The sequence below is a fragment of the Paenibacillus sp. FSL R10-2771 genome, assembly GCF_038000205.1.
Taxonomy (GTDB): domain Bacteria; phylum Bacillota; class Bacilli; order Paenibacillales; family Paenibacillaceae; genus Paenibacillus_AQ; species Paenibacillus_AQ phytohabitans.
On record NZ_JBBOBM010000001.1, the window covers coordinates 4,797,309 to 4,809,884 of the forward strand.

Here is a 12,576-nt window from a genome sequence, read left to right on the forward strand (position 1 = left end):
TCAGGACAGAAATCCGGTCAGCGGCGAAGAAGCTGCGGCTGTCTCTTCCACCGGCCCCAGCCCGGCCAGATAGGCCTTCCGCCCCGCCGACACCGCTTCGCGGAATGCCTCCGCCATCAGCTGCGGGTCCCGGGCGGTGGCAATTGCCGTATTCAGCAGCACAGCGGCTGCGCCCATTTCCATCGCCTCAGCAGCCTCGGAGGGTCTGCCAATACCGGCATCCACGATGATGGGCAGACCCGTTTCTGATATCAGAATCCGGATCAGCTCCTTGGTCTGCAGCCCGCAGTTAGAGCCGATTGGCGCTCCCAGCGGCATGACGGCTGCAGCTCCGGCCGCCTTCAGCCGGAGTGCGGCTGACAGATCAGGACTCATGTAGGGCAGAACTACGAAACCCTCCGCAGCTAGGATTTCCGTGGCTCGGATCGTCTCGGTATTATCAGGCAGCAGATATTTCTGATCATTGATAACCTCAATCTTTACCCAGTCTCCCAGCCCCGCTGACCTTGCCAGCCGGGCAATGCGTACCGCTTCCTCTGCGGTGCGCGCACCGGAGGTATTGGGCAGCAGGGTCATGTGGGAAGGTATATGGCTGATAATATTGTCCTTGCTCTCCGGATCTACCCGGCGCAGGGCAACCGTAATGACCTGTGAACCCGAGCGGGCGATCACTTCGGGAATAAGAGTGTTGCGGCTGTATTTTCCGGTCCCGATGAACAGTCTGCTCGTTAAAGTAACTCCTCCAATAATCAAAGGATCCTGCATCATATCGCCTCCTGTGATAAGTCGTTGCCTTTATCTTAATTGCGTATTGGCGTATTGGCATTCTTGCATCTGCCGCACGCACAGTTACCAGTTACCTAGCCTCCGCCGACAAAATGAACCAGCTCAACTCGGTCACCTTCATTCAGCAATGTAACTTCATAAACCTCTCTGCCGGCAAGCTCACCATTCAGCTCCACAATAACCAGCTTCCCGGTCCACTCAGGCCGGGCCAGAAGATCAGCCAGCGTCCGGCAGCTCTCTTCATACCATCCTCTGCGTCCGTTAACGGTCAAATTCATTCCAGTTCACCTCCTTTGCCCGGTATGGGGGTCATTCAGGACTTCAGCATATGCTGCGGCCTGAACGGATGATCTGTAAGCCTCAGCGGCGCCAGCAGGATCCGTCGCTCCGCATATCCCGGACATTACGGCTATTCCGGCAGCCCCCTTCGACAGAACGATTCCGGTATTGCCCGGTGTGATGCCTCCGATAGCAATCAGCGGTATACTGCTGGAGCGGACAGCCACTTCCAGCTGCTCCAGGCCCCGTTCCTGCTGTCCGGGCTTGCAGGCCGTGGGAAATACATGTCCATACAGACAAAAGTCCGCTCCCTGCTGTCCGGCGCGTGCCGCTTCCTCCGGGGAATGCACCGACCTGCCCAGCCGCAGGCCCGGGGCAATACCGCTCGCCTTGGCAGGCGGCAGGCTGTGCCAGGCCAATTGGACGCCGGCTGCCCCTGCTGCCAGAGCCACATCAATCCGGTCATTAATAACCAGCTTTGAGGGCGGAACCCCCGCTTGCAGCAACCTCTCTGCGGCAGCCAGAAGCTCAAGTGCGGACAGGGCTTTTTCCCGGAGATGGATATAATCCACCATGGTATGTACAGCAGCAGCCAGTCCGGCAAGCTGCTCCGGATTCAGCCTCCCGTCCGAGATCAAATGGATTTCTTTCAGCACCTTCACCTTCCCTTCTATACGGCATTCCGGAAAATACAAAAAGACCGCCCCCTGTATCAGGAAGCAGTCCGGAATATAAGCAGGAATACCGGGTAATCCGTTACCCCCGCTGCATTATTCATTCTCCACTTCCCTACGCTGGTATAAACCAGATCAGGTTCAAAGGGTCCGAACAGATATGTCCGTCTCAGCCTTGCGGCACCCCTAGTGATCGTTCATATTCTATTGTTCTTGCAGTTTGTATATTAGCATATTATTCCTGTAAGAGCTATTCTTTAATAGATTCAATTATTAAGTCCAGCGGGTTTAAGCGGCAAAAAAGCCAGCCTTCCGGCTGACTTTTCATCTGTTGAACGTTTGATTCTTTAAACCAGTATAAACTTATCCGGCTTACAAAGCAGTGCCAATGGTCAGCCGTTAACGATCTCGCCGCCGTTAACATGCATGACCTGACCGCTCACATAAGAGGAATCGTCGGAGGCCAGATATACATAAGCCGGTGCCAGCTCTTCAGGCTGTCCCGGACGCTTCATCGGCTGGGTGCCGCCGAATTCACTGACCTTCTTCGCGTCAAACGTAGACGGAATCAGCGGCGTCCAGATCGGTCCCGGTGCTACCGCGTTCACGCGGATGCCTTTGTCTGCGAGATTCATCGACAGGGAGCGGGTGAAGCTGAGAATTGCTCCTTTGGTGGACGAATAGTCCAGCAGCTGCGGGCTGCCGCGGTACGCCGTGATAGACGTAGTGTTGATGATCGTGGAGCCTTTTTTGAGATGGGGCATCGCTGCCTTGGTCAGATAGAACATGGAGAATATATTCGTCCGGAACGTCCGCTCCAGCTGCTCGGCGGTAATGTCCTCAATGGTCTCCTGCGGATGCTGCTCTGCCGCATTGTTAATCAGGATGTCCAGCTTGCCGAGTCCCTCAATGGTTTTATTAATCAGATCCTGACAGAAGGCCTCAACCCCGATATCACCGGAGATCAGAATACACTTCCGCCCCTCCTGCTCCACCTGGCGCTTGGTTTCTTCCGCATCTTCATGCTCATTCAGATAGGATATCACTACATCTGCGCCTTCTTTGGCAAAATGAACGGCAACCGCACGACCGATTCCACTGTCCCCTCCGGTAATGAGTGCGGCCTTGCCCAGCAGCTTGCCTGCTGCCTTGTAAGCTGAGGTTTCAAACTCCGGAAGCGGGTTCATCTCGCTTTCAATTCCGGGCTGCTGGTCCTGTACCTGCGGAGGCAGGGTTTTGACGGGTTGTTTGCTGGTGTCTGGCATAATCCATTCTCCTTTCGCTGTACCGTTATACTGTTTTTACTAATCATGTTAGGTTGGCTAAAAGTCTGGTGTTTATGCATCATACTTGCCTAGCAAAAATCGCTTTACGTTATTTTACTTACCACATAGGGAAGCCGGCCAAACAGAAAATCTTGAGTCCAACGCGTTCCCGCTCCATTTTAGAGCCTGCAGAAGGAGAGTTATCCTCATGTCCAAAAAATCAAAAAGCATCATCGTTGCCGTCAAAGGTGTCATCCTGTATCAGGGCAGAATCCTCATCGTCAAGCGGGCTGCCGCCGATTCTGCAGGTGCCGGAAGCTGGGAATGTGCCGGAGGCAAAATCGAATTCGGTGAAAGCCTGGAGGCTGCACTGGAAAGAGAAATTCTTGAGGAAACCGGACTGGCGGTTACGACAGAACGTATCCTTTATGCGGTGACCCTGCTCACTGACCCTGCTAGACAGGTAGTGATTATCACCTATTTATGCCGCGCAGCCCGTGGCGAAATCCAGCTCTCGGAAGAGCATACCGATTACCGCTGGTGCACCGTGAGCGAAATGAACGCCCTGCTGCCGCCGCAGATTATCGCTGACTTTCAGGAGCACGGCATTTTTGAGCTGGAAGGGTTGTTACGGTAAGTAATGAACGGTTTCTACAAGAATATTATATATATCCGGACATTTTTATATCCTATACTTTCTCTTGGAAGACAACCATCTTCACTGGAGGGTTCACTATCTGCCATGGGAAATGAAAATGAGATTATACGATTGACTAACGCGACGTTAATCGACGGAACGGGGCGCCAGCCGCTGTACAATGCAAGCATTGAAATTGTTAATGGCCGGTTCGGCATGATTGCCGGGCAAGGGAGCAGCGGGCTGGAGCATGACTCAGTAACGGAGATAGATCTTGAGGGGCTTGTGGTCCTGCCGGGATTTATTCATACCCATGCACACACCAGCTTCAAATTCATACAGAACGAGCCTCTTCACGGGTACCATAAGGAATATTTAGCCGCCTGTCTCTCAGAAGGAATAACCACAATCCGTGACGAGGGGATGACTACAGCCGCAACGCTTGACGATGTGACGGCACACACACAAGCGCTGGACCGCGGATCTTTTCCCCGAATAATCACAACCGGCAAAGTCTTCACGGCTCCCGGCGGGTATGGCGGGCAGGCCCCTATCGGAGTTGGAAGTGCGGATGAAGCCAGATTGAAGGTCCGCGAGGTATTAGAACAAGGGATACATTGTATCAAAACAGCGCTTGAAGACGGTTACGATCCCAGTACAATCGGACTGCCACAGCTGAATCAGGAGCTTCTGGAGAGCATCTGCAGGGAAGCCCGGAGGATGGGGGCTTATGTGTCAGCTCATGTAACCAGTGCACGCAACCTTCAGATTCTGGTGAATGCGGGGATTAACGATGCTGCGCATATGATTTACGACCGGCTGGACGATGACCTGATCCGGCAAATGACAGCCTCCAGTATCCGGATCGTCCCCACACTCACTGTATTGAAGATGTTTCAGGACAAATTCGGCGCCCCTCTGTTAGAACAAGGACTGGATAATGTCCGGAGATTCATCCAGGCAGGCGGAGAGATTGGCCTCGGGGATGATTTCATCGAAGAAATAAGCCCGTGGTATAGACTGGGAATGCCGTGGGAAGAAATTCGTTTATTGGGCGAGGCGGGTCTCACCCCGATGCAGATTATCACAGCCGCCACTTCAACCGGTGCGAAGATCTGCAATCTGGCACATGAGATTGGAACGATTGAACCGGGCAAGAAGGCGAATCTGTTTGTGATTGAGGGCAACCCGCTTACGGATATAGACAATCTCCGGAAAGTCAGATTTGTGATGATGGACGGCAGGGTCGTATCGAAATAGGGGATTATATTGTTTGATTTAAGGCCGCTTCCCACGAGGAAAACGGCCTTTTTTTCATTTTAATATCCCCGTATGGTTCTCAGCAGTCCTGTCTATAGCTGATCCGCCGCTGCCTTCAATGCAATCATCTTGTTCACCGCTGTTACCTCCAGCACCGCCTTCTGCGCATCCGTCAACTACATTTGGCCCTGTTACCTCCATGGAGGCACATTGTGTTCGATTTTTCGCATACATTCGGCTTGATCACCTCCCCGGAAGCTGATTGTATTCGATTTTTCGCATACATTCAGCACGGTTACCTCCGCGGAGGCACCTTGTGTTCGATTTTTCGCATACATTCGTCCCGGTTACCTTCTCGGAGGCACATTGTATTCGATTTTTCGCATACATTGCCCCTCATCCGCTCCCGCTTCCGGGATATTCAGCGGGATTCCTGAGGACAAGAACACATCGTCCTTCAAACGGATCTGCTTCAGTGTCTTACACAACAAAAGGCCCTGGCAGCCTAAGCTGCCAGAGCCTTTGATACTCGCGTTCCTCCCTATAAATCAGGAGCCAGGTTTAAATAAGGCGACGGTACACCATGAAAAAGATCATGATAACCAGCACGACCATCAGCAGCAGGCTCATGGTCCGGATCTTGGCGGTTTCGGCAGAGACATCACGGTTCTCCCGCATTCCGGCCGCAGCCAGGCGCAGGGGTCCGCTCATTATGCCGCCAAGCGCAAACATCGCCAGGAGCAGCACAACAACAACGATCATCCAGGCGACAGAATAGTCACCCTTGGTCATCATATAGCCTCCGGTCAACAGCTGGATAACTAGTCCATACTGGGCAAAGCGGTTGAAGCCGCCGATGGCGCTCAAGGTACCTTCCTTCGCCGGGGCGGACAGCTTCGCCGTCCCGCTCAGAATAAACGGCAATACCAGATAGAAGCCAAGCGCCAGCGTGCCGATCATATGCAGGAAAAAGAAAATACGGTCCATATCAATCTCCTCCGATTACATTGTAGGATTAAATAGCAGCAAAGCCCAATCTCTGCCTGCAAAAAGGGGCTTCAGCAGCCGCCCGCTAACGTTACTTACACAGTTACTGCTGAAGTGACTGCACGGACAGAAGCGGCTGATTTATCCAGAGCAGCCTTCTCTTCTGCCGTAAGCTCCAGCTCGAAAATCTTCTCGATGCCATCCGCACCGAGGAGCGCCGGAATACCCATGAATAAATTATCGTAACCATATTCACCTTCAAGCAGGGCAATTACAGGAATAATCCGTTTCTTGTCCTTGAGGATTGCTTCCGTCATCTGAACCAGTGACGCGGCGGGTGCATAATAAGCGCTGCCGTTACCCAGCAGGCTGACGATTTCACCGCCGCCGACACGGGTACGCTGCACAATCTCAGCAATGCGTTCCGCAGGGATGAGCGTGTCGATCGGAATACCGCCAACACTGGAATAACGCACAAGCGGAACCATATCATCCCCATGACCGCCCAGTACGAAACCGCGTACATCTTCAACCGAAACATTAAGCTCCTGGGCGATGAATGTACAGTAACGCGCTGTATCGAGTACGCCGGATTGTCCGATTACGCGATTCTTCGGAAAGCCGAGTGCATTGTAAGCCACATAAGTCATGGCATCGACCGGATTGCTCAGAATGATCACGATAGATTCGGGGGCTACCCGTTTCACGTTCTCGCAGACCGACTTGACGATGCCCGCATTGGTATTGACCAGATCATCACGGCTCATGCCGGGCTTGCGTGCAATCCCTGCCGTAATAATGACGATGTCGGAATCGGCTGCATCTTCGTAGCTTGAAGTTCCGGTGATCTGGGCATCGAATTTCTGCACAGGTCCGGCTTCCAGCATATCAAGCGCTTTACCTTTGGTCGGATTCTCCAGTTGGGGAATATCGAGCAGCACTACATTGCCAAGCTCCTTCTGGGCAAGCATAAGCGCCGTAGTCGCACCGGTGAATCCGGCACCTACGACAGTGATTTTATAACGTTTGATGGCCACGGGAAGACCTCCTAAGGGTTGGATAGCATACACTTCGTTCATTTCACTTCGCAAGACTGCCCCGGAGCATGAACCAATGATGTTGAATGGGCTGGCAGATGCACAAGCATAAGTATAAGCTGCACGTATGTGCAGCTTATACTTGTTATATACCAGTTAGCCTGCTTATAGATTGCTGATAATCTCGTCAGCAAAGGCGGAGCATTTCAGCTCTGTAGCGCCTTCCATCTGGCGGGCAAAGTCATAAGTAACCGTCTTATTGTTAATCGCGGTGCTCATTCCCTTATAGATCAGGTCAGCCGCTTCCTGCCAGCCCAGATGCTCAAGCAGCATAACGCCGGAGAGAATAACCGAACCCGGATTCACAACGTCCTTATCCGCATATTTAGGTGCTGTACCATGAGTAGCTTCAAAAATAGCATGTCCAGTAATATAGTTAATGTTCGCTCCCGGAGCGATACCGATGCCGCCGATCTGGGCAGCCAGTGCGTCGGAGAGGTAATCCCCGTTCAGGTTCAGCGTCGCGATGACATCGAAATCGGTCGGACGGGTCAATACCTGCTGCAGAGCAATGTCGGCGATAGCGTCCTTGACAATAACTTTGCCGGCTGCTTCGGCTTCCTTCTGGGCAGCATTTGCTGCAGCTTCACCATCACGTTCCTTGATGACATCATATTGGTTCCAGGTGAAGACCTTGTCGCCGAACTCCTGTTCAGCCACTTCGTAGCCCCAGTTCTTAAATGCACCTTCGGTGAATTTCATGATATTGCCTTTGTGTACCAGCGTTACGCTCTTGCGTCCGTGCTTGATGGCATACTCAACCGCAGAACGCATCAGGCGCTTCGAGCCTTCCTCGGATACAGGCTTAATGCCGATACCGGAAGTTTCCGGGAAGCGGATCTTGTTCACGCCCATTTCCTTCTGCAGGAACTCGATAACCTTCTTCACTTCAGCGGAACCTTCCTGATATTCAATCCCGGCATAGATATCTTCAGTATTCTCACGGAAAATAACCATATCCACCAGCTCCGGATGCTTCACTGGTGAAGGAACACCATCGAAATAACGTACCGGACGCAGACATACATACAGGTCCAGCTCCTGGCGCAGCGCCACATTCAGAGAGCGGATACCGCCTCCGATCGGAGTTGTCAGCGGGCCTTTGATGGCTACAATATACTCGCGGATTGCTTCCAGTGTGTCATTCGGCAGCCATTCACCATATGTATTGAAGGCTTTCTCGCCGGCAAAAACTTCGTACCAGGCAATCTGCTTCGTGCCGCCGTAAGCTTTCTCTACAGCCGCATCCAGCACCCGCTTGGAGGCTTTCCAAATGTCACGGCCTGTACCGTCACCCTCGATAAAAGGGATGATCGGCTGATCCGGAACCAGCAGCTTGCCGTCTTCGATTGTAATTTGTTCGCCTTCTGTGGGCAGATCGTACTTTTCCAGTTTCAACATTAGTGGGAATTCCTCCTAAAAGTATGATGTACAAGCAATAATCAATAAGCAGTTGCTGCATATATTATAGTTCATTGTACTAAAGGGGTGGAGCGGCCCGCAAGGGGCCGCCTTGTTATCGTTCGTCTACAGGGACGTATTTCATGTCGGACATGCCGGTATATTCCGCACGCGGCCGGATAATCCGGTTGTCTTCATACTGCTCCAGAATATGCGCAGTCCAGCCCGAGGTCCGGCTGATCGCGAAGATCGGAGTGAACAGCTCACGTTCAATACCCAGCTGTGTATAGACGGATGCCGAATAGAAGTCGACATTCGGTTTGAGCCCTTTCTGCCCCGTAATCAGCTCTTCAACCTTGACCGACATGTCATAGAGCGTAGTATCATTCTTCATCGTGCCCAGCTCATAGGACATCTTCATCAGATGTTTGGCCCGCGGATCTCCGTTCTTGTATACACGGTGTCCGAAGCCCATGATCTTCTCACGGCGTTCCAGCTTGCCTTGGACATACGGCTCAACGGCATCGAGCGTGCCGATTTCCTCCAGCATCTTCATCACGGCTTCATTCGCACCGCCATGCAGCGGCCCCTTAAGCGCGCCAATAGCCGAAGTAACTCCGGAATAGATGTCAGACAGTGTAGCCACAGTTACCCGTCCGGCAAAAGTGGAAGCATTCAGCTCATGGTCTGCATGCAGCACGAGGGCTGTATCCAGCGCCTTGACGGATACGATATCCGGCTGCTCTCCCCACAGCATGTAGAGGAAGTTCTCGGCGATGGTCAGGCCTTCCTTCGGTGCTACCGGCTCAAGTCCCTTACGGATGCGTGCCAATGCGGCAACCACAGTCGGAATCTGTGCCTGAAGCTTCACAGCTTTGATCTGATTCGCTTCACGGCTCATATCATCCGCAGCCTCGTCGTACAGTGCCAGGGCGGATACGGCGGAGCGCAGGGCCGCCATCGTGTTGGCTTCCTTCGGATACAGCTTCATCTGGGCAAGCACCTGATCCGGGATCTGGGCTGAAGCGCTCAGGTCGCGGCGCAGCGTTTCAAGCTCCGGTACCGTCGGCAGATTGCCGAACCACAGCAAATAAGCGGTCTCCTCAAAGGTGGCATTATCCGCCAGATCATCAATATCATAACCGCGGTAAGTGAGCACTCCATCCACAATGGAGCTGATCGATGAGGTCGTTGCAACGATGCCTTCAAGTCCTTTAGTAGCTGTCATAGTATCTCTCTCCTTTGCCAACAAGGGTATATAATGCTGGTTCTAACCTCATGAAAACATTTACATTTTTAAGTATTTCAATTCTCCGCAAAAGGCGTTAGGACAGGGGCTGAAGATTGCAACTATATTTCTGCTGTTTAACCTGTAATAATCATACCGGATTTTGACGGTTATGTGAACAACGTGGGAGCTTTGCAGCGGATCAAATGATTTTATCGGAGAGATAGAAAAAAACTAACGAAAAACCTGTTTCATGATTACGCTTTCAGGTTAGTAAGCTTCTCCATTCTGCCCTTTTCCGTCCCTGCTAGTCTTTTCGCATGCTCTATGAATATACATAAGACGAGCAGTTATTCCTTGTACACCCGTTAGAGTAGGAGGGACCGGATATCGATACACTTGTACTCAAAAGAGTGCTGCGCGGCCTGTGGGTCGTGCTTGCCGCCGCCGTGATCCTGCTGGCTGTTTATGTACTGCTGCCGCTCCTCTATCCCCTGCTGCTGGCCTGGCTGCTGGCTTACCTTATACATCCGCTGGTGCTGATCCTGCGGGGGCTGAAGCTCCCGGGCTGGCTGGCGGTGGCCCTCTCACTGCTTTTTTATATTGGAGGTACGGGCCTCGTACTGACCGCGCTGATTACCCGGCTGGTGAAGGAGCTCATTGTGCTGCTCCAGACCTTCGACCTCCATACAGACCAATGGCGCGAGCTGCTGCTGAAGGTTAGCCGCAACGCCAGCATTCAGAATATTATTAACCAGATCAACCAGTTTTACCACGACAATCCGGGTTACCATGCCACGATTGACAGTAATATCAGCAGAACTACGGAAACTGTAGGCCACGCCATGACACAGCTGATCACCGGATTCTTCAACATGATTCTGGGGCTGATCTCCTCGCTGCCGAGCCTCGGCACGATTCTGATCGTAATCGTACTGGCCGCCTTCTTCCTCAGCACCGGCTGGGAACGGCATAACGCCAAGCTGCTCTCACTCCTCCCCGCTCCGCTGCTGCGGCCGGTCTCGGAGATCTGGAAGGACCTGCGCAAGGCGCTGTTCGGCTACCTCCGTGCCCAGCTCGTGCTGATCTCCGTAACTGCAGTGATCGTAATCATCGGCCTGCTGCTGCTGGGCGTAGACTCTGCCTTCGCCATTGGCCTGACCATCGGCATCGTCGATCTGGTGCCTTATCTCGGGGTTGGCATCGTGATCCTCCCCTGGGCGCTGTATTCCTACATGACCGGGAACCTGGCTCTGGCGGTCGGCCTTCTGGTGCTGTATGGCATCATTCTGATCACCCGGCAGGTCCTTGAGCCGAAGGTGCTGGCCAGCAGCATCGGGCTGGACCCGCTCGCCATGCTGATCGGCATGTTCGCCGGACTTCAGCTGTTCGGCATGCTCGGCCTGATCCTCGGCCCGGTGCTGCTCGTCATACTGGACGCGTTCGGCCGCGCAGGCGTGTTCCGCGCACTGCGCAGCTACATCCTCAGCGGCCGGCTGCATTAGCTTTATACGCCAATACCTCACAAGCTCCTTAAATGCCAGTAGAGCAAATAGCCGGTCACGGTCTGAACCTCCGTCCCCCTACACCGAGCCGTTTGCGCTATCGGCCGCACATTGTATTCGGTTTTTCGCATACATCGGGCCCATTTACTCTATCCGCCGCACATTGTATTCGGTTTTTCGCATACATTGGGCCCATTTGCGCTATCCGCCGCACATTGTATTCGGTTTTTCGCATACATCGGGCCCATTTACTCTATTCGCCGCACATTGTATTCGGTTTTCCACATACATTAGGTCCGTTTGCGCTGTCAGCCGCACATTGTATTCGGTTTTTCGCATACATCGGGCCCGGTCCTTGTTCATCGCATTTCCCACCGCATACTCCTGCATAATCTTCAACATTGCGCTACATCCGGTTCGGCTGCAAGTAGAAAAGCGCTCAGCCGCATTGTCCAGCAGCCGAACGCTTTTCCAAACCTCATTGTCCTTGCGGCGCCCCCGCCTCTACCTGCGGTAGAAGGTGAAGGTGCCGTTTTTCATCTTCTTCTCGATCCATTTCAGCAGAAAAACCCGGTATAGCGGCCGGGTCAGCGGAAATACCAGTGTAAAGCCGATCAGATCCGTGACGAAGCCCGGCAGAATCAGCAGCAGACCACCAAAAAAGATACATAAGCCGTCCAGCATGGTCCGTCCGGGCACCCGTCCTTCCTGCATATGTGTTCTGCTGTCCTGCAGCACTTTTTTGCCTTCAAACCGCATCATGAGCAGACCGATGACCGAAGTGGCCAGCATGATCAGCAGGGTCTTGGGCGCTCCAAGAAAACTTGAGACATAGATGAAACCGAATAATTCCACGGCCGGGACGGCAAATAATGCAGCCCACAGCCATTTGTTCCTGATCATACTGCTCCTCCTTCTTCTTCCTTAAGCGCCGTAGTGATAGCGCGGAACAGCTCAGGCTGCGCCCTGTCGATACGCACAGGCTTCCATTCCTTGTTCAGCCAGACATGGCTCGTCGTGCCGCTGACCAGCAGTTCGCCGGGAAGAGGTTCACTGTCCGCCGGATGCGCCTTACGGGTCCCGGAGCGTCCGGAGGCTCCGGACGCTCCGCCTTCCCCGTGCTCTTCCGCCACACGGCGGATTTCATATTCATAGACAACCCTTAGCGCCGAGAAGGTTGTTAACCGTGCATACACGGCAATAAGATCATCATATCGCGCCGGGCTTTTAAATTGCAAATCTGCAGAGGTCACAGGCAATAACAGCCCCAGGCTCTCAAGTGTGCGGTAGGCAAAGCCCAGTCCGCGGAACATCTCCGTACGCCCGCTTTCAAACCAGGTCAAATAATTGGCATGATAGACCACACCCATCTGATCGGTTTCCTGATAACGCACACGAAATGAAGTTTCATGCCAGCGGCTGGACCACCCCGGTTTATGTGAATTCATATTCATGCT

The 12,576-nt window shown here is 53.1% G+C and carries 13 protein-coding genes and 1 riboswitch; of the genes, 3 read left to right on the forward strand and 10 right to left on the reverse strand.

The annotated features are described in order from the left end of the window. The 4 genes from NSU14_RS20645 to NSU14_RS20660 all read right to left on the reverse strand — a co-directional run bounded on the left by NSU14_RS20645 (position 1) and on the right by NSU14_RS20660 (position 3,004). The gene (locus tag NSU14_RS20645) at positions 1-765 is read right to left on the reverse strand and encodes a thiazole synthase (protein WP_340948972.1); all 765 of its coding nucleotides are present in this window, start codon (positions 763-765) and stop codon (positions 1-3) included. 95 nt (positions 766-860) lie between these two features. Next, on the reverse strand, positions 861-1,064 hold the full coding sequence (thiS, locus tag NSU14_RS20650; protein ID WP_340947174.1) for a sulfur carrier protein ThiS: 204 nt from the start codon (positions 1,062-1,064) through the stop codon (positions 861-863). Between the two features lie 6 nt (positions 1,065-1,070). After that, complete coding sequence (locus NSU14_RS20655) at positions 1,071-1,760, reverse strand: thiamine phosphate synthase (protein WP_340947175.1); 690 nt, start codon at positions 1,758-1,760, stop codon at positions 1,071-1,073. Between the two features lie 74 nt (positions 1,761-1,834). Further along, positions 1,835-1,937: riboswitch (TPP riboswitch) on the reverse strand. 194 nt (positions 1,938-2,131) lie between these two features. Next, positions 2,132-3,004: an SDR family oxidoreductase gene (locus NSU14_RS20660; protein ID WP_039307699.1), complete on the reverse strand. Its 873-nt coding sequence runs from the start codon at positions 3,002-3,004 to the stop codon at positions 2,132-2,134. A 208-nt stretch (positions 3,005-3,212) separates the two neighbouring features. Here NSU14_RS20660 and NSU14_RS20665 point away from each other — a divergent pair, with 208 nt between their 5' ends. Together NSU14_RS20665 and NSU14_RS20670 are read left to right on the forward strand one after the other, a co-directional pair. Then, on the forward strand, positions 3,213-3,641 hold the full coding sequence (locus tag NSU14_RS20665) for an NUDIX hydrolase (RefSeq protein WP_042135429.1): 429 nt from the start codon (positions 3,213-3,215) through the stop codon (positions 3,639-3,641). A gap of 132 nt (positions 3,642-3,773) precedes the next feature. Continuing rightward, on the forward strand, positions 3,774-4,901 hold the full coding sequence (locus NSU14_RS20670; protein WP_340947177.1) for an amidohydrolase family protein: 1,128 nt from the start codon (positions 3,774-3,776) through the stop codon (positions 4,899-4,901). 561 nt (positions 4,902-5,462) lie between these two features. On the opposite strand, the gene NSU14_RS20675 is transcribed toward NSU14_RS20670, so the two are convergent. The 4 genes from NSU14_RS20675 to NSU14_RS20690 form a co-directional block, all read right to left on the reverse strand. Next, positions 5,463-5,888: a hypothetical protein gene (locus tag NSU14_RS20675; protein WP_076242749.1), complete on the reverse strand. Its 426-nt coding sequence runs from the start codon at positions 5,886-5,888 to the stop codon at positions 5,463-5,465. Between the two features lie 95 nt (positions 5,889-5,983). Next, positions 5,984-6,925 carry a malate dehydrogenase gene (gene mdh / locus NSU14_RS20680; RefSeq protein WP_340947180.1) on the reverse strand — a complete coding sequence of 314 codons (942 nt, stop codon included), beginning with the start codon at positions 6,923-6,925 and terminating at the stop codon, positions 5,984-5,986. A 165-nt stretch (positions 6,926-7,090) separates the two neighbouring features. Then, positions 7,091-8,386: an NADP-dependent isocitrate dehydrogenase gene (gene icd / locus NSU14_RS20685; RefSeq protein WP_340947182.1), complete on the reverse strand. Its 1,296-nt coding sequence runs from the start codon at positions 8,384-8,386 to the stop codon at positions 7,091-7,093. Between the two features lie 115 nt (positions 8,387-8,501). After that, positions 8,502-9,614 (reverse strand): citrate/2-methylcitrate synthase, encoded by a 1,113-nt coding sequence (locus NSU14_RS20690; protein ID WP_042135423.1) that lies wholly within the window; start codon positions 9,612-9,614, stop codon positions 8,502-8,504. Between the two features lie 389 nt (positions 9,615-10,003). Here NSU14_RS20690 and ytvI point away from each other — a divergent pair, with 389 nt between their 5' ends. Continuing rightward, positions 10,004-11,119, forward strand: a complete 1,116-nt coding sequence (gene ytvI, locus NSU14_RS20695; RefSeq protein WP_039307681.1) for a sporulation integral membrane protein YtvI — start codon at positions 10,004-10,006, stop codon at positions 11,117-11,119. Positions 11,120-11,623: 504 nt separating this feature from the next. Here the strand turns inward: ytvI and NSU14_RS20700 are convergent. Both NSU14_RS20700 and NSU14_RS20705 read right to left on the reverse strand, forming a co-directional pair. Continuing rightward, positions 11,624-12,022, reverse strand: coding sequence for an FxsA family protein (locus tag NSU14_RS20700; protein ID WP_036695825.1), 399 nt, complete (start codon positions 12,020-12,022; stop codon positions 11,624-11,626). Then, on the reverse strand, positions 12,019-12,567 hold the full coding sequence (locus tag NSU14_RS20705) for an acyl-CoA thioesterase (protein WP_042135417.1): 549 nt from the start codon (positions 12,565-12,567) through the stop codon (positions 12,019-12,021). The genes NSU14_RS20700 and NSU14_RS20705 overlap by 4 nt, the downstream gene beginning before the upstream one ends. Between the last annotated feature and the right edge of the window lie 9 nt (positions 12,568-12,576).